The organism is Enterococcus sp. CSURQ0835 (genome assembly GCF_902706605.1).
Lineage (GTDB): Bacteria > Bacillota > Bacilli > Lactobacillales > Enterococcaceae > Enterococcus_A.
Genome location: NZ_CACSLH010000003.1, coordinates 16,662 through 33,466 on the forward strand (window position 1 = coordinate 16,662; position 16,805 = coordinate 33,466).

Below are 16,805 nucleotides of genomic sequence, written 5' to 3' on the forward strand. Positions count from 1 at the left end.
CCTTTCTTACAAAGTCTTCCAATTTTTATGTTGCTCAAAATAATTCGCTTCCGCAGTCGCCCGGGTAACTAATTCAGCCGGATAGTCAAAGACTTGCAATAACTTGATGGCATTGCGAGTCGTCGCTGGTCCCTCTTTGACTCGGTAATCAAATGTGATCCCCTTTTCTACGGAGACTTGTTCTTCAAAATGTAGATTATCACAGTCATTTTTCAAGATCGTCGTCAATTCGATATCATGGGTTGCGATCAAGGCCAGACAGTTTGGTTTTGTCAGCCACTTGACGACTGCTGCTGATGCCGCGATGCGTTCGATCGTATTGGTTCCTTTTAAAATCTCATCAATGAAGCAATAACATGTGTCTCCCACTTCGACTTGTGTCAACAAACGCTTGATGGCTTTGATTTCCGCTACAAAATAACTATCCCCTTCAACTAGATCGTCCTCAACAGCCATTGCACTACAAACATGACCCGACGCTAGTAAAAACTGACGTGCTGTCGTCGTGTTGATCGTTTGAGCCAAAATACAATTGATGGCAATACTTTTGACGTACGTCGATTTACCAGATGCATTTGAACCGGTAATCAAAGTCGCTTTTTTCCAAGCGATGGGATTGGGGACTGCAGCAGTAACTAAAGGATGGTAGCTCTCTTGTGCTAGCACTTCATTTTTAGTTGTAAACGTCGGTTGACAAGTCAGTGGCATATACGTTCGGAAATTCAAAATCGCAAGGGCCACTTCTAACTGACCAAGAAGTTCCCAAAGTTTCACCGCTTCTGAATTGTAGACACTGATTTTTTTCAAAACATAGTTATACGAAATAAACGGCAGCATAAAAATGAGATTGAATAATTCAAAAATTATTTCCGCTTCGCTGTTCGCCTTGATTCGAAAAGAAAAAGCCCAATGCTCGATTCCTTTGAAAGCTTGGACTTGTTTTGCTATTTGTTGTTGCAGCGGTGTTTCCAGTCGGCTCAGTTTATCCGCTGATACGATCGTTTGAACTAAGTAACGCATGCTGTCTAACTCGATTTCTAAACGGAATTTTTGCGTGTAGTAAAACAAGACATTGATAAAAATACTGAGCAGTGTCAAAATTAAGCCGAGTGGCGGAAAAATAAAAGTCAAACCGATCCCAACTAATGGCAAGCTACCTAGAAGATAATACCGTCCAACGTTGCCTAACTGTTTTTTACTTCCTTGCGCTAAATAATCTTTTGAATGATTTTGATCTTGTTTACCAAGATCAGCAAATAAAGACTGGACTTGCTCTCGAAGTGCTGGGTTAGCCGTAAAAAATTGGATCAATTCTTCATATTGTTCGGCTTGGCCAAAATTATAATTTCGCAATTGCTGATACAACGCTTCTGACCCGACACTGGAATACGTCAAATTCAACTGCTGGAACACTCCCCACAGATCCAGATCCTCCCAAGTCAAATCATCTACCTTAGCATCAAACGTTTGATATATTTGCGCATTCAACCAAGCCGCTTTTAAACTTTCTTCACTATCCGATTGAATATAAGAAGCACTCTCAGGAACTTTCCCCCATTTTTGGCGGATAGATTGCGTTAATTTTACTCGTGCACGATAATGGGAGAAAACTAGTACTAACAAAAGGCCGATTGCACCGCCCAACAAAAAAATCATTTCAACTTTCATGACGGTTCCTCCTTTCATACACCGGCTGCTACTTTTGAACAAATAGTAGTCGTTTTCGTTGCGAGATTCAACTATTACGTCAACCTTTTTGACATTTTTCAGTCAGTTTTCCTCCTGCCTTTTCAACTAAAAAAGCAGCTAAGTTACTCGTTAACGAATTAAGGTTACCGAGCTAAACTTAGCTGCTTTTTTTATTTTTACTGGGCGATCGCGTACCAGCCGATCCCCTCGGCTTGCCAACCGACTCCAACTAACAGATCATTTTCGGCTTTATTCGTCGTATAATTATGAGCGCCGGCCTTCGCGTTAGGATTGTATTGACGATATAGCGGAACCGAACCTTTTGAATACCAGCCGATTCCTTCATCTTGCCAACCAAGCGTCTTTAGCTGCTCGCGCTCGCCACTATTTAAAGTATAGTGATGATCGCCGGCATTTGGATTATACAAGCGATAGACTGGGATACCAGTGCCAGTTTCGGGCGCGTACCAACCGATCCCTTCATCTTGCCAGCCGACTTGTTTCAGTTGATCGCGTTCATTACGATTGCGAGTATAGAAGTGTTCACTAGAATTAGGATTATACAAGCGATACATCGCAACCGGTTTTTCACCTGCTGTACTAAACACAGTCAAGTTTTGATCAACGATTTGTGAGACTGGTGTCGCATCTAACATTTTTCCGTAAGTTGCTAAGTACTGATCTAATTCAGTGATCGAAACGTTTCGATCATGATTTGCATCAGCGTTTAAGTAACCATTCGCTCCGACTTGTGAACTATCAAAGTACGCTTTCATAAAAAAGCCGTAATCTTCTGTCATGTATGAATCTTGGTCTTTACTACAAGCCGCAAACACATTGTATTTTGAATTCATAAATTCACCTGAACGAGCTTGGACTTTCGGTGGCTCAAAAGTATTGACAAAATTACGTGCCATCTCAGCTCGTTGGATCAATCCACCTGATTGACACGCATCAAGTACGATCACAAAATGTCCTTGGTAACGATCCAGTAATGTTCGTAATTCCGCAAACGTGAAATCCAAGATCCCGTCTTTTTCACCATGAGCACTCATTAATAAATAGTTGACATCATCGGCTTTGGCGTGTGAAAAAACACTATCTAATCCTGCGATTACAGCTTGTTTAGACTGATCGGCATCCATGATCTTATAGGCGGTATAGGGGGCTTGGGGATTTGAAAATTCTTTTTCCGCCATTTTGATCTCCCCGGGAGCAAGCGAATCGGTCCCGTAATTCCGATTGAAATACACCCCGTAACGGTCAGCCGCCGAAGCTAAAACTGCGGTTGAAAAAAGCAAACAGAACACGAGCACTGCCAGACCGACAAACGGATAGTACTTTATTTTTTTAGTCATTTCTTCTCCTTTTTCTACGAGCTTCATCAACTCAGAATTTAAAATTACACTTCAAATTTTACCGTGGTTTTTTAAGAAGTCAATCTTTAAGAAAAAAGTTACTATTTATTGAGCAGCTCAATAATTGAGTGAGTTTCGAACGCTCATTCATAAAAAACTTTTCAAAGTGTTTTAAACGTTCCCTTCAAAACCAACTCGATCCCCACTGAACTTGCTTTTCCTTCAGAAAAAAGAAGTATTTAGTCGGCTCCCTAAATACGCTTCGACACTATACATAAAGGAGTCAGTCGGATTATACAAAAGCTTCCCGTCTTTTTTTAAATAATAGTGAAAAAGTGCTTCTTCGAATAGATCGGTAAACCCTAAGCCACTTGCTAAAAAACTTGCCTCGTCAAAAAATTCGATCATGTTCCTTACCTCAACTATTTTTTCTCAGTATAGCATAACAGATGGCTTTTTTATCTTTTTGCAGCTTCATTTTGATCTGAATGATATTTTTGTTGCAGGATCACTAGTTGACTCTTATCAAATCACCTTATTTCGAAGTGAATTAGTTCACGAAGCGCGCCAACGTTACTAAAAAAGCAACACCTGCCAAATAAACTTTGACAGGCGTTGCTTCAAGCCGTATGCGAGCATTGAGATTCGAAAAACGTTAAAAAGATTTATCAGTGAGACGAGAGTTTTTTTAACGTTTTTACCTTCCTCAATGTCCTTTTTTCTTTTCGCGCTTTTTAGCTTGTTTTTGCTGGAAACGTTTGGACTGCTCGACTTGCTTGTTAGCTTTCTGGCGTTTAGCTTTAGCTTGTTTTTGAATCGCATAAGTTTCTTGTAAAGCCATTTGCGCTTTAGTTGAATAGACTGGTCGCTTTTTTTCTTGATTGACTAGTCATTGCAAACGTTTGGGATTGATCCGTTTAACTTTGGTGATTTGTTTTTTTTGCTTCACACTAGGCGTTACGGCTAATAGTTCCGGTAACGTATGGTTGACAAACGCGAGCACCTCGCCAGCTTTGGGTTCTGCGCCAAAAATATATTTGACGACTTTGACTGTTTCGTTGTCTGTTGCTTCAATGAGTCCACACCAAAAACTGCCGTCAAAAAAAATCGTCAGTTTCATGTGAATCCCCTCCTTTAATTTTATTCCACTACACCGGACGACCTGGAGGGAAGGTTACTGACACCACTTAGATGCTCCCGGACTACCAACCGAGATGTGTTTTTGTGCAATGTTTGATGCTAGCTAGCCACTCAAGAATACGAAAAAGTACATAAGCTGTCAAATGAAGACTACCTTCATCTGACAAAGAGCCCAATTCATTGCTTCACTCACAAAAGTCGGCTCGATAGTCTTTCACGTATTGCGCAAATGTAATTGGCTCACGTCCCAATACATCCTTAACTGTCGAAGTAACAGTTTTGGCATTTCCTAACTGGGTGATCAAATACAGCATCACCATCACGTTGACATATTCTTTTTCTATTCCCCGTTGCAACATCACGCGACGAAATTTTAATAAACTAGGCCGACTGTAAGTCACAGTAAAAGGTAAAATATCGCTCATGATCTGACTAACTTTTTGATAGGTCAACGCTTCTGCTCCTGTGATCGCTAATCTTTTCCCTAGATAAGCAGGATCCGTCAAGCAAGTTGCCGCTACTGCTGCGATATCACGAGTGTCAATAAAGCTCGTTTTCGCGTTCCCCGCCGGGATAAATAAATCGTGCCGTTCTTTGAGATCGAAGCGGTGCGTCGTATTGAGATTTTGCATAAAAAAACTAGGCCGAATAAAAGTAGATGGAATCGCTAATGCCTCGATCTTTTTTTCAATCTTGTGGTGAGGAGTCATGGGATTTTTTTCAACTCCTAACAGCGAAACAAACACGAGTTGCTTGATCTGGTGTGCTTTAACTTCCGCTAAAAAGGGAAACATGTCGTGCTTAGGGTCGGCTAATTGCGGTGGCCGAACGAAAAAAACTTTTGCAATACCAGCTAATGCTGTTTCAAACGTTGCCGGCTGTAAAAAATCAAATGGCCGGCATTCCACGCCTTGTGCTTGCAACGCCGGATGTGGCTTACGAACGCCCGCTACGACTGTTTGGTTTTGTTTTTGTAATTGTTCAATCAATGGCCCACCGATATTTCCGGTAGCTCCTAAAACTAAAATTTTTTCTGTTCTCATAACTGCTGCTCCTCCAATTTTTGTAAGACCTGTCGTAACAGTTGTTCTTCTGCTGGTGCTAATGCCTGCATGAATTGGGTTAAAACGTGATCGCTGATTTCTTTTGCTTGTTGATAGCGGCTTTCGCCTTGTGTGGTCAAACTTAAATGAAATAAACGTTTATCGTTGGGATCTTGCAACTTCGTAATACAGTCTTTTAAAACAAGCCGCTTAACGATTCCTGAGACAGTCGGCTTATCCATTCCTAGCGCAATGCTCAATTGATTGACGTTACTCGATTGGATCTTCAACTGCTGTAGCACCGCCCACTGTTGGACGGTGAGGTCTTCTTTTGTCAAAGCCAGTTGCAATTGATATTTTAAACTACGAGCAGTTGCCATCAATAAATAACCTAAATTTTCCATTCTTCACTCCTAAATTAGTTAGTACACTAACTATAATTTCAAAAAACAGACGAGTCAAGTACTGACTGCGTCCATTTTTTGAAATTTATCGTTTACTAGCTATCTAACTTCCCCAAAACGTCGATTAAAATAATTTTCTAATCGCGTCTGACCATTTCCAATCGCAAGACAGAGCAACCAATAGATGACCGCCACTAAGACATACATCGACATATAATCAAAGGTTCGTCCACCAATGATTTTGGCTTTTTGAAAAATATCTGGCACGGTAATCATGGCAGCCAGCGAGGTCCCTTTAACTAAATCCATCGCTACATTACTAAGCGCCGGGATCGTCAGCCGAAACGCTTGAGGCAAGATCACCCAACGAATGGCTTGAGGAAACGTTTGGCCTAACGCGTAAGCCGCATCCCATTGTCCGGGGTCGACTCCCGCTAACGCCCCTCGGTAAATTTCACCGATAAAAGCACTGCTAGTCAAACTAAAACAAAGGATCGCAGCTACTAAAGCTGGTAGTTGATAAGGCAAACCAAAGTAAAGTAGAAAAAGCAACACCAGTGCCGGCACTCCCCGCAAAAATGAAATATAAAAACGAATGATCACTTTCAAGCCTTTGTTCGGTAATAAGCCTAAGATGGTTAGGCTCAGCCCAATCAAGTTGCCTAAAACAAATGCGGCCAAGCTGATGCCTAACGTATAAATCAATCCGCTTAAGACAAATCCCACTGAATCGATCATCAATGAGAGATCAAGTGTTGGGATATACATTAGTCTGGCGTCACCGTTTTAGTAATCTTCTGTTTTGGTTTAACCGAAACATCCGTTTTGAAATAGTTTTCCGAGATTTTTTTCATCGTTCCGTCTTTTTCCATTTTTGCTAATGTCTGATCGACTTTTTTTCGTAACTCATTATGCCCTTTCACGAATAAGAAACCAGAATGATTGGCATTGAAGTAAACATCTTTTAAAATTTTAACGGGGATCTTAGGTAATGCACTGACCGACATTTTTTGTAAGTAGTAATCATTTAAAATGACATCGGTCCGGCCATTGGCAACGTCTGTCAAATATTGATCATTAGTAGCGTTGTCATAGGTCACTGGTTGGGCGCCATATTTTTCAGCGATCTTCATATAGCTTGTATTCGGTTCGCCAGCGGCCTTTTTCCCTTTTAGATCTTTTAACGAATGAATGCCGGAATCATCACTTTTTCGAACGATCATACTATCAAACGAATATTTGATGGGATCAGAGAGCTGGAATTGTTTAGCTCGCTCACCAGACAAACCAAAATCATTAGCTGCGAAATCAGTTTCTCCTCGTTTGACCGAAGCAATTTGACCATCTACATTATATTCTTTAAATTTTACTTTGACGCCTAAGCGTTTGCCGACTTCTCGAGCGACATCTACATCATAACCGATCAGTTTGTTAGACTCACTATAATAAGAAGAAGGAAAAAGTGTGCCCGAAGTTGCGATCGTTAGTTGCTGTTTTTGCTCTACTTTTTTCCAACTGGTATCCGTCTTCGTTTTTCCTTCAGCTAAATGACCGAAAGCTCCCACAGACATCACGCTTACAGCCAAACTTAAAATCAATCTCCCTTTTTTCATCTTGTCTCCTCCTAATTTTGATACGCTTTTGGTAATTTAAATTTCCCGGCAGTTTCAAAGAGCTCTCCGATCGTAAACAACAGATCTTCTCGGCCTTTCGCTGCCATGAATTGAATCCCTAATGGTAAGTGTTCTTTTGTCACATAAGTCGGTAAGCTGATTGCCGGTTGTCCCGTTAAATTAGCTAACTGCGTATAAGGCGTCAAGGTCAAACTTTTTTCAAACATCGCGTAAATCAAGTCTTCACAAGCCGCCGCTGAAAGTTCTTCGGCACGAGTTAGTTGCTGTCGAATCGAATCACTTTGCAAATCAGTCGCAAGCTTAGGAGCTGGAAAAGCAGTCGTTGGACTCAAAAAAAGATCAAACTCGTTAAATAATTCTTCCATTACAAAAGCCGCTTGATCCCATTTTTGCAAAGCTATACTGTACTCGGCCGCTGAAAGTTTTAAGCCCGACTGATAAATGCCCCAGCTCATCAATTCCATGTCTGATTTGGTAACAGTTCGTTGTAAATTAGTTTGAATAGTTTGAAACATCGCCGCAGTTTCCGCACCATTCATCTGATAATAACTACCGATCAACGATTTACCATCTAACGGATAGTGGATCTCTTTTACCGTATGGCCAGCTGCCGCTAAAAAATCAACAGCTTCATTTACGGCAGCGACTGCTGCAGCAGAAACTTTTGTCCCAACTGGTGATGTCAGACAGACCGCAATTTTTAACGGCCGACTCATAACTTCAGGCGCTTGCCATTCCACTTTTGGCGCTTGGTAAGGAGCCGCCGGATGTTGTCCTCTAAGTGCATAAAATAAAGTTTTTGTATCGCGCATAGAAACCGTCAACGCAAAATTGATCGCAGCACCTTGCCAATCACGCCAACCATCAGGGCCGGTGGGAATCGTACCCCGAGTCGGCTTCAATCCGATCAGACCACAAAACGAAGCTGGGATTCGAATCGAGCCGCCACCATCACTAGCTCCGGCAATGGGGAAAATCCCTGCCGCCACACTAGCTGCCGCGCCACCGCTAGAACCACCAGGAGAATAGTCAAGGTTCCACGGATTTCGTGTAGCCCCGTAAAGTACAGGATCGGTCACATTTTTAAACCCAAATTCCGGCGCGTTCGTTTGACCAAACGGTGTCAAGCCACTTTTTTCTAAAGCCCTTACAAAATGATTGGTCACGGTTGCACGTTGTTCTTTAAACAATCGGGAGCTAGAGGTTGCTAACCAGCCCGCTTTGTTTTGGCCTAATATTTTTAACGGAATCGGCAACCCGGCAAAAAGTTCGGACTGTTGTGGCTGAACGTCAGTTGCAGTTGGTGTTTGTTCCAAGGTTACGAAAGCATTTAACACTTGTTGGTCTTGTATTTTTTGTTTCATTAGCGCTATTAATTCTGATTGTTGCAGCTTTTTATTCTTCAACAAGTCGGCATAATAAAGCCCGTCTTTCATATCCGCCCCTCCTTAAATTTTCTTCTCTGTATTATTACCACATCTTACAAAATATAACAACTGTTAATAGTTGATTCATTTATTTTATTTTTTAAAATCGCGCGATTCTAAGACTGCTAGCGTTAGCGTTTGGCTATATTAAATTTTCAGCTGATCAAAAAGATACAGTTTTCTAACTTTGTTACACTCTGGATAAATTTCTTAAAATGTGAATGCTGTGACTCGCACCTGGTCCTCAGTGCTAAAAAAATACAGCCACTAAACTGGGCTGTATTGATCCGTTTATTTGTGAGTTCTTTGGCATTCCTTGAAGGAAAATTGGTAAAGTAAAAGCTGGTTGTTTAGTAGGTACATTTTATTTTAAATACGCCGGAATTCGTTGTTTTTCAAAAGCTGTGATTTTTGCTTCGTCTTTTAAAGTGAGTGCAATATCATCCAGTCCGTAAATCAGTTTCTTTTTCCAAGTAGCATCAATGTCAAATGAAAAAATTTTCTCTTTCGCTTTAATCAATTGATTAGGTAAATCGATCAAAATCGTCGTCTTTGACGGTAGTTCAGCTAAATACTGCCGTTCTTTTTTAGGTAAACGAATCGGCAATAATCCATTTTTCGTTGCATTCATATAAAAAATATCACTAAAGCTACCAGCGATTACGGCTTTGAATCCATAATCCGCCAACGCCCAAGCTGCGTGTTCTCGCGAAGAGCCTGAACCAAAGTTATCACCGGAAATCAAAATCGATGCGCCTGCGTACTCTGGCCGATTTAAAATAAAATCAGGATTCAAACTACGATCAGTCAAGTAGCGCCATTCATCAAATAAAAATTCACCAAAGCCGGTTTTTTCGACTCGTTTCAAGTAGCCTTTCGGAATGATTTGATCAGTATCAATATTATCATTTAACAAGGGGACACTTTGCCCCCGATGTTTTTTAAATGTCTCCATTAGTTCGCCTCCACTTCAGTTTGTTTCACTATCGTTCTCACATCAACAAAATGACCATGTAATGCCGCCGCTGCAGCCATCGCAGGACTACACAGATGTGTCCGAGCATGTTGACCTTGTCTTCCTTCAAAATTACGATTAGAAGTTGATGCACAATGAACAGATTCAGGTACGCGATCAGGATTCATCCCTAAACACATCGAACAGCCTGGTTCCCGCCATTCAAATCCAGCTGCTTTAAAAATCTGATCCAGCCCCAGCTCTTCTGCTGCCAGTTTAACCGGACGTGAGCCAGGTACGACTAATCCAGTGACCCCTGGCGCAATGTGTTTACCTTGAATAATCGCCGCCGCTTCTTGCAAATCAGAAAGCCGACCATTCGTACAAGAACCAATAAAAACATATTGGATCGGGATATCTGCTGGCTGATCCCCCGGTGCTAAATCCATATAACGGTAAGCTCGCTCATCATTCAAGTCACGAATAGCGGGAAATTTTTCCGTGAACGCGACGCCCATTCCTGGATTAGTTCCCCAAGTCACATAAGGCGCCAAAGTTGTAACGTCTAATTCGATGACGCGATCAAAGGTTGCATCAGAATCTGTTTTTAATGTCTGCCAATCAGCAGCCGCTTCCGCAAAATCTGTCGGTGCATATTCGCGGCCTTTTACATAAGCAACCGTTTTTTCATCTGGTGCGATCAATCCCATTTTCGCGCCGCCTTCAATTGCCATGTTGCAAATAGTCATCCGTTCTTCCATTGATAACGCAGTGACCACATCACCATAAAATTCTAGTGCATAGCCGACTCCAAAATCGACTCCGTTTTGAGCGATCAACGCTAAAATGATATCTTTCGCGTACACTCCGTGCGGCAACTTTCCGCGAATATGAATCCCCATCCGCTTCGGTTTTGTCTGCCACAGTGTTTGAGTCGCAAAAACATGTTCCACTTCGCTAGTCCCGATGCCAAAAGCTAACGCGCCAAACGCCCCGTGAGTAGCTGTGTGGGAATCTCCGCAGACGATCGTTTTTCCTGGTTGCGTCAATCCTGTTTCTGGCCCAACCATGTGCACGATTCCTTGTCGTTTGCTACCATTTTTGCATAAAGTGACATTGAATTCTTCACAATTTTCCTGTAACGTATCGATTTGATTTTTAGCGATCTGGTCATGAATCGTATGAATATCTTTAGTTGGGATGTTGTGATCCAGCGTCGCAAATGTCTTATCCGGACGGCGCAACATTCGTCCCGCTTCACGAATCCCTGCAAAGGCTTGCGGCGAGGTCACTTCATGGATCAAATGTAGATCAATATACAGTAATTGTGGTGTGCCTTCTGCTCCTATAATGACATGACGCTCCCATAATTTATCAAATAATGTTTTTCCCATCTGCTTCATCTTCTTTCAATTGTTTGATGACGGCTGCTGTAAATTCAGTTGTTTTAGCGGTTCCGCCTAGGTCTTTTGTCAGCACACCGTTTCCTAATACTTCATCACACGCTTGCTCGATTTTTTCAGCTGACGTTATCAACCCAAAGGATTCTTTTAACATCATCGTTACTGAGTAAATCATCGATAAAGGATTTGCTGTATCAGTTCCTGCAATATCTGGTGCTGAACCGTGGATTGGCTCATAAAGTGATGGCCCGTTGATACTGTGACTACCGCTGGCTAACAAGCCTAATGAACCTGGCAAAACCGAAGCTTCATCGCTTAAAATATCACCAAAGAGATTTTCCGTTACAATCACATCAAATTCTTCTGGCTGAGCAATGATTTTCATAGCAGCTGAATCGACGTATTGATGTTGTAACGTACAGTCTGGATAATCTTCCGCCACTTCTTCTGCGAGCTGTCGCCAAAGTTTGCTGGTAGCTAAAACATTTGCTTTATCAACGGAAGTCACTTTTTTCTTGCGAGTCCGAGCGATCTCAAAAGCTTTTTTTAAAATCCGTTTGATTTCATCTGCTTGGTACGTATTCGTATCTAAAGCAGAGGTCTCCGTTCGTTCTCGTGGGGTTCCAAAATAAATCCCGCTAGTCAATTCTCGTACTACGATAAAGTCAGCTTTTTCTGCGATTTCCGCTTTTAAAGGGGAAAGTTTGCTTAGTGCAGGAGTTACTTTGATCGGTCGTAAGTTGGCAAACAACTGTAACGCCTGACGCAATGCTAGTAACCCCATCTCCGGCGTCCTTTTAGCTTGTTCCCAATTAGGTCCGCCGATCGCAGCTAATAAAATCGCGTCAGCCGTTTGACAAGCCGACAAGGTAGCTGGTGGCAAAGGATCAACAAAATGATCGATCGCGATTCCACCGAAGTCAGCAGTGGTGATTTCAAAGGACAGTTGATCTAGTTCACTGATCGTTTGTAATACCGCAAGTCCAGCTGCCATAATTTCTGGTCCGATCCCATCTCCGGCTAAAACTGTGATTTTTTTTGTCATGATTTATGCTCCGATCTGCTTGAATTTTTCACTAGCTTCGACATACGCTTTCGCTGATGCTTCCAAGACATCAAAATCGATTCCAATACCATAAACAGTTTGTTGGGTTGCCGGATTTTTCAGTGCAACATGGACTTCCGCTTGAGCATCTTCTCCACTAGTCAACGCTTGGATTTCATATTGCGTCAAGACCGGTTGCTGTTCAAAAATAAGATCGATCGAATTGTAAATGGCTTGAATACTGCCCGACCCGATCGCAGATGCCGTTTTTGTTTCACTAGTCTCACCTGCTGCTGGCTGGATCGAGACGATCGCGCCTTGAAACCCATGAGATGCATATTGCAATTGAACCGTTTTAAGACAGGCTACCGCTTCTGCTTTTCGCGTTTGGTCGGTTACTAACGCAATCAAATCAGTATTATCGATTTGTTTTTTCTTATCAGCCAACACTTTGAATTTCTTAAATGCCAAATTCAGTTCTTCTGCCGTCAAGGTATAACCTAGCTCAACCAAGCGGGCATTAAAAGCATGACGGCCAGATAATTTTCCTAGCGGTAGCGAGCTTTGTTCTACTCCGACAAGTGCCGGTGTGATGATCTCGTAAGTTTCCGGATTTTTCAAAAAGCCATCTTGGTGAATACCCGATTCGTGTGCGTAAGCATTTCCCCCGATCACTGCTTTATTTTTTGGAATCGACATTCCAGAAAGCCGCGCGATCAAGTCACTCGTTCGTTTCGTTTCTTTCAAGTTGATGTTGGTTTCGCATTGATAAAAGTCTTTCCGGATATGCAGTGCAATGGCAACTTCTTCCAAAGCGGTATTCCCTGCTCGCTCGCCAATCCCATTTACCGTTCCTTCTACTCGACTGGCACCATTTTCAATCGCGGCCAATGCATTGGCTGTTGCCATTCCCAAATCGTCATGACAATGAGAAGAAAAGATGATCTCTTGTTCACTTTGGATATTTTCCAGCAAATATTTAAAGATCGAACCAAATTCAGTGGGATTAGAATAGCCGACTGTATCAGGAATGTTGATGATCGTCGCTCCAGCATCGATCGCAGTTTGAACAGCTTGTAATAAAAACTCGCGTTCCGTCCGGGAAGCATCTTCTGGTGAAAATTGGACTTTTTCAAACCGCTCGCGAGCATAACTGACATGCGTTTTGATCGACGCCAAAACTTCAGCTGGTGTCATCTTCAATTTATCTTTCAGGTGAACTTCACTCGTTGCGATAAAAACATGGATCTGAGGAAAGTTTGCGCCTTTCAAAGCCTCATAAACTCGATCGATATCTTTTTTCTGACAGCGGGCAAGCCCGGCAACGGTCATCTGATCCACTGCTTCCCCAATAGCTTTTACTGCTGCAAAGTCCCCCGGCGAGGCGATGGGGAAACCGGCTTCGATCGTATCGACGCCCCATTTTTCTAATTGTTTGGCAATTTGAATTTTTTCTTTTGGATTAAAATTGACTCCTGGTGTTTGTTCGCCATCTCTTAGACTTGTATCGAAAAATTGAATTTTACGCATCTTATTTCCTCCTCAAAAGTTGATCAGTCATTTGAACACTTGAATTTAGCAATAAAAAAAGCACCCCACGAAGTTATCTACTTCATGCAATGCGAATAGGCCCCTATTATTTTCTGACGAAAAATAATCCGGGACCTACGATAATAATAATAAGTTTTGAAAGTTTTTGTTTTTTCTCATAACAAACACTCCGTTTTATTAGATTTATGTAATCATAGGCGTTTTAAAATTAAATGTCAAGGGTATTTCGAATTTTCTGAATTTTTATGTTGAATAACAAAAGATAATCAAGCAGCCTCGTAGTCACTCCTTTTTTGCTTGATTATCTTTTTGATTAATAGGATTTAAACGACTGCTTTTTCAACGATTTCTTCTATTTCTGTCGGTGCTTCCTGCAAGGTTCGATTACGCCACCAAGAAGAGAGGATCGAACCGGAGATATTATGCCAAATCGAAAAGATCGTCGATGCGATTGCCGCCTGCGGAACGAAAAATTTCATGGCTAAAGTAGCGCCTAAAGCCGAATCTTGCATGCCGACTTCAAACGTGATCGCCTTTTGCTGGGGTTTATTCAAATGCATGACTTTAGCAAAGGCATAGCCTAACGTGTAGCCTAACAAGTTATGCAACATAACAACTGGTACGATCAGTAATGTTTCCACATTCGTAAATTGGGAATGGTTAGCCGAAAATACTGCTACAATGATCAGCAAGATCGCAACTTGTGAGATCAAAGGCGTCACATGATTGATCCGATCAACTTTATGACCAAAGATCGTATGCACGATCACTCCTAAAATGATTGGTATTAAGACGATTTTCATTGTATTTAAAAACATTTGGCTCGTAGGAACATCGACGTACTTACCTGCTAATGTCGAGACTAACAATGGAATCATCACAGGTGCCAACAAGGTTGATAGAAAGCCAATCGATACATCTAGCGCTACATCTCCACCAGCTAAATAAGCCATTACATTAGAAGAAGTACCAGAAGGACAAGAACCAACTAAGATAACACCTACTGCTGCTGGACCACTTAAATGGAATAAATGAACTAAAAGGAAAGCTAAACCTGGCATAATGACATAGTGGGTGACAGTGCCTAAGATGACTGGGACCGGATTTTTTCCGATTCGCTTGAAGTCGTCTACTCGTAAACTAAGCCCCATCCCAAATAGGACGATCATCAATAAATAGGACGTAAACGGTGCAATCCCAAGACCTGGCTGGGGTACAAAATAAGCAAAACCCGCTAGTAAAATGACTAATACCGTAAAATATTTGGAGACAAAGCGACTCATAGTTTCTAGTACTTTCATTAACTTTCCTTCTCTCTTTTTAATTTAAATTTATTCCGGCAACTGCATCACACCTCCTGTATTTGCCGATGTAACTAAAGCAGTATATCGAGCTAACCAGCCACTTTTCACTTTAGATCGAAACTTCGGTAAAGTGGCTTGCCGTGCAGCTAATTCTTCTGCCGCGACATTTAACTGTAAGGAACGATTAGTCAAATCAATCATGATTTCATCATCATCTTTAACAAGCGCTAAAGGTCCACCGGCAGCTGCTTCTGGTGAGATATGACCGACTGCGATTCCGCGCGTCGCACCAGAAAAACGACCATCTGTTATTAAGGCAACATCTTTTCCTAACCCACGTCCAACGATACTAGAAGTTGGGGCTAACATTTCTGGCATACCAGGACCGCCTTTTGGTCCTTCGTAACGAATGACAACGACATGTCCCGGTTGAACCGTATGATCATCGATGGCTGCTACCGCTTCATCATGAGAATTGAAACAAATTGCCTTACCAATAAAGACTTTGACAGTCGGATCAACTCCGCCAACTTTGATGACTCCGCCAGCTGGTGCTAAGTTACCGTATAAAACGGATAAGCCGCCAACGATGCTATATGGATTTTCTTTTGAGTGAATCACATCAAAATTATTGATCTTTGCTTTTGCTACATTTTCTCGTAAAGTTTTCCCGGTCACGGTTATCCGATCGGGATGTAGCACATCTTCTAAATCGATCAATTCTTTCATGATCGCTGGAACCCCACCTGCTTTCTGAACATCATGCATAGAATAAGCAGAAGAAGGTGCGACTTTTGAGATATAGGGAACTTTTTCTGCAATTTGGTTGATCCGTTTTAAGTCATACTCGATCCCGGCTTCATTTGCGATCGCTAACGTGTGTAAGACTGTATTCGTAGAACCGCCCATCGCCATATCTAGGGCAAAGGCATCGTCAATCGCTTCTTTAGTGACGATATCTCGTGGCTTGATCTGTTTTTTAACTAGTTCCATTAATTTAAATGCTGATTGGCGAACTAATTCCCGGCGTTCTTCCGAGACCGCTAATGTCGTCCCGTTGTAAGGTAAAGCCAAACCTAAAACTTCCAGTAAACAATTCATTGAATTTGCGGTAAACATCCCCGCACAAGATCCACAAGTCGGACAAGCATTTTGTTCCATAAATCGAAATTCTTCTGGGGTCATCTGCCCCTCTTTAAAAGCACCAACGGCTTCAAACATAGAAGACAGGGTCGTTTGATGCCCTCGTGGATCAACTCCCGCTTTCATCGGCCCGCCAGAACAAAAAATCGCTGGAACATTTGTCCGCATAGCTGCCATCAGCATGCCAGGAGTGATTTTGTCACAGTTAGGAATGTAAAAAACACCGTCAAACCAATGAGCATTGATCACTGTTTCAGCTGAGTCAGCGATCAATTCACGACTAGGCAACGAGTAGCGCATCCCGATATGTCCCATCGCAATCCCGTCATCTACTCCGATCGTATTGAATTCAAAAGGAATCCCACCAGCTTCTTTGATCGCTTCTTTAGCCACATCAGCTAACTCCCGTAAATGCACATGACCTGGAACGATATCGATATAAGAATTACAAATAGCAATAAATGGTTTTTCCATATCATGATGATTTTTGACTTGGCCTGTCGCATAGAGCAAACTTCTTGCTGGCGCGGCATCGATTCCTTTTTTGATTTGATCACTTCTCATACATTGCACCTCATTTTTCCACTTCCAACTAATTGAAAAAGCATCCCACTCAATTTGAATGGGATGCTTTCACGTCCCATTCAATAACAAACAGGAGTTCAACGATATGTTTCATTCGTTCTAAGTCCTTGATTTAATAATTAAA

14 protein-coding genes and 1 pseudogene are annotated in these 16,805 nt (G+C 41.9%); all 15 read right to left on the reverse strand.

What is annotated here, in order from left to right:
* Positions 1-6: 6 nt before the first annotated feature.
* Positions 7-1,668, reverse strand: coding sequence for a MutS-related protein (locus tag GVJ38_RS02195; RefSeq protein ID WP_159721538.1), 1,662 nt, complete (start codon positions 1,666-1,668; stop codon positions 7-9).
* 197 nt (positions 1,669-1,865) lie between these two features.
* Positions 1,866-3,047 carry a hypothetical protein gene (locus tag GVJ38_RS14140; RefSeq protein ID WP_200849437.1) on the reverse strand — a complete coding sequence of 394 codons (1,182 nt, stop codon included), beginning with the start codon at positions 3,045-3,047 and terminating at the stop codon, positions 1,866-1,868.
* A 222-nt stretch (positions 3,048-3,269) separates the two neighbouring features.
* On the reverse strand, positions 3,270-3,455 hold the full coding sequence (locus GVJ38_RS02205) for a hypothetical protein (RefSeq protein ID WP_159721539.1): 186 nt from the start codon (positions 3,453-3,455) through the stop codon (positions 3,270-3,272).
* 298 nt (positions 3,456-3,753) lie between these two features.
* Positions 3,754-4,167, reverse strand: a pseudogene (locus tag GVJ38_RS02210) (YjdF family protein).
* A gap of 205 nt (positions 4,168-4,372) precedes the next feature.
* Complete coding sequence (locus GVJ38_RS02215) at positions 4,373-5,230, reverse strand: SDR family oxidoreductase (protein ID WP_159721540.1); 858 nt, start codon at positions 5,228-5,230, stop codon at positions 4,373-4,375.
* The gene (locus GVJ38_RS02220; RefSeq protein WP_159721541.1) at positions 5,227-5,634 is read right to left on the reverse strand and encodes a MarR family winged helix-turn-helix transcriptional regulator; all 408 of its coding nucleotides are present in this window, start codon (positions 5,632-5,634) and stop codon (positions 5,227-5,229) included. The genes GVJ38_RS02215 and GVJ38_RS02220 overlap by 4 nt, the downstream gene beginning before the upstream one ends.
* A 99-nt stretch (positions 5,635-5,733) precedes the next feature.
* The gene (locus GVJ38_RS02225) at positions 5,734-6,402 is read right to left on the reverse strand and encodes an amino acid ABC transporter permease (RefSeq protein WP_159721542.1); all 669 of its coding nucleotides are present in this window, start codon (positions 6,400-6,402) and stop codon (positions 5,734-5,736) included.
* Positions 6,402-7,247 carry a transporter substrate-binding domain-containing protein gene (locus tag GVJ38_RS02230; RefSeq protein WP_159721543.1) on the reverse strand — a complete coding sequence of 282 codons (846 nt, stop codon included), beginning with the start codon at positions 7,245-7,247 and terminating at the stop codon, positions 6,402-6,404. The genes GVJ38_RS02225 and GVJ38_RS02230 overlap by 1 nt, the downstream gene beginning before the upstream one ends.
* A gap of 11 nt (positions 7,248-7,258) precedes the next feature.
* Entirely contained in the window at positions 7,259-8,704 is a 1,446-nt protein-coding gene (locus GVJ38_RS02235; protein ID WP_159721544.1) for an amidase, read from the reverse strand.
* 355 nt (positions 8,705-9,059) lie between these two features.
* A complete protein-coding gene (gene leuD, locus GVJ38_RS02240) occupies positions 9,060-9,650 on the reverse strand; it encodes a 3-isopropylmalate dehydratase small subunit (protein WP_159721545.1) in 591 nt (196 codons plus the stop codon).
* On the reverse strand, positions 9,650-11,044 hold the full coding sequence (gene leuC / locus GVJ38_RS02245; protein ID WP_159721546.1) for a 3-isopropylmalate dehydratase large subunit: 1,395 nt from the start codon (positions 11,042-11,044) through the stop codon (positions 9,650-9,652). The genes leuD and leuC overlap by 1 nt, the downstream gene beginning before the upstream one ends.
* Positions 11,025-12,098 carry a 3-isopropylmalate dehydrogenase gene (gene leuB, locus GVJ38_RS02250; RefSeq protein ID WP_159721547.1) on the reverse strand — a complete coding sequence of 358 codons (1,074 nt, stop codon included), beginning with the start codon at positions 12,096-12,098 and terminating at the stop codon, positions 11,025-11,027. The genes leuC and leuB overlap by 20 nt, the downstream gene beginning before the upstream one ends.
* A gap of 3 nt (positions 12,099-12,101) precedes the next feature.
* A complete protein-coding gene (locus GVJ38_RS02255) occupies positions 12,102-13,628 on the reverse strand; it encodes a 2-isopropylmalate synthase (protein WP_159721548.1) in 1,527 nt (508 codons plus the stop codon).
* A gap of 344 nt (positions 13,629-13,972) precedes the next feature.
* The gene (locus GVJ38_RS02260) at positions 13,973-14,950 is read right to left on the reverse strand and encodes a bile acid:sodium symporter family protein (RefSeq protein WP_159721549.1); all 978 of its coding nucleotides are present in this window, start codon (positions 14,948-14,950) and stop codon (positions 13,973-13,975) included.
* A 30-nt stretch (positions 14,951-14,980) separates the two neighbouring features.
* Positions 14,981-16,660 (reverse strand): dihydroxy-acid dehydratase, encoded by a 1,680-nt coding sequence (gene ilvD / locus GVJ38_RS02265; RefSeq protein WP_159721550.1) that lies wholly within the window; start codon positions 16,658-16,660, stop codon positions 14,981-14,983.
* Positions 16,661-16,805 lie beyond the last annotated feature (145 nt).

What these genes read in the sequence shown, in the direction of transcription:
- GVJ38_RS02195 (WP_159721538.1), bottom strand. Translation starts at nt 1,668, where the DNA reads ATGAAAGTTGAAATGATTTTTTTGTTGGGCGGTGCAATCGGCCTTTTG.
- GVJ38_RS14140 (WP_200849437.1), bottom strand. Translation starts at nt 3,047, where the DNA reads ATGACTAAAAAAATAAAGTACTATCCGTTTGTCGGTCTGGCAGTGCTC.
- GVJ38_RS02205 (WP_159721539.1), bottom strand. Translation starts at nt 3,455, where the DNA reads ATGATCGAATTTTTTGACGAGGCAAGTTTTTTAGCAAGTGGCTTAGGG.
- GVJ38_RS02215 (WP_159721540.1), bottom strand. Translation starts at nt 5,230, where the DNA reads ATGAGAACAGAAAAAATTTTAGTTTTAGGAGCTACCGGAAATATCGGT.
- GVJ38_RS02220 (WP_159721541.1), bottom strand. Translation starts at nt 5,634, where the DNA reads ATGGAAAATTTAGGTTATTTATTGATGGCAACTGCTCGTAGTTTAAAA.
- GVJ38_RS02225 (WP_159721542.1), bottom strand. Translation starts at nt 6,402, where the DNA reads ATGTATATCCCAACACTTGATCTCTCATTGATGATCGATTCAGTGGGA.
- GVJ38_RS02230 (WP_159721543.1), bottom strand. Translation starts at nt 7,247, where the DNA reads ATGAAAAAAGGGAGATTGATTTTAAGTTTGGCTGTAAGCGTGATGTCT.
- GVJ38_RS02235 (WP_159721544.1), bottom strand. Translation starts at nt 8,704, where the DNA reads ATGAAAGACGGGCTTTATTATGCCGACTTGTTGAAGAATAAAAAGCTG.
- leuD (WP_159721545.1), bottom strand. Translation starts at nt 9,650, where the DNA reads ATGGAGACATTTAAAAAACATCGGGGGCAAAGTGTCCCCTTGTTAAAT.
- leuC (WP_159721546.1), bottom strand. Translation starts at nt 11,044, where the DNA reads ATGGGAAAAACATTATTTGATAAATTATGGGAGCGTCATGTCATTATA.
- leuB (WP_159721547.1), bottom strand. Translation starts at nt 12,098, where the DNA reads ATGACAAAAAAAATCACAGTTTTAGCCGGAGATGGGATCGGACCAGAA.
- GVJ38_RS02255 (WP_159721548.1), bottom strand. Translation starts at nt 13,628, where the DNA reads ATGCGTAAAATTCAATTTTTCGATACAAGTCTAAGAGATGGCGAACAA.
- GVJ38_RS02260 (WP_159721549.1), bottom strand. Translation starts at nt 14,950, where the DNA reads ATGAAAGTACTAGAAACTATGAGTCGCTTTGTCTCCAAATATTTTACG.
- ilvD (WP_159721550.1), bottom strand. Translation starts at nt 16,660, where the DNA reads ATGAGAAGTGATCAAATCAAAAAAGGAATCGATGCCGCGCCAGCAAGA.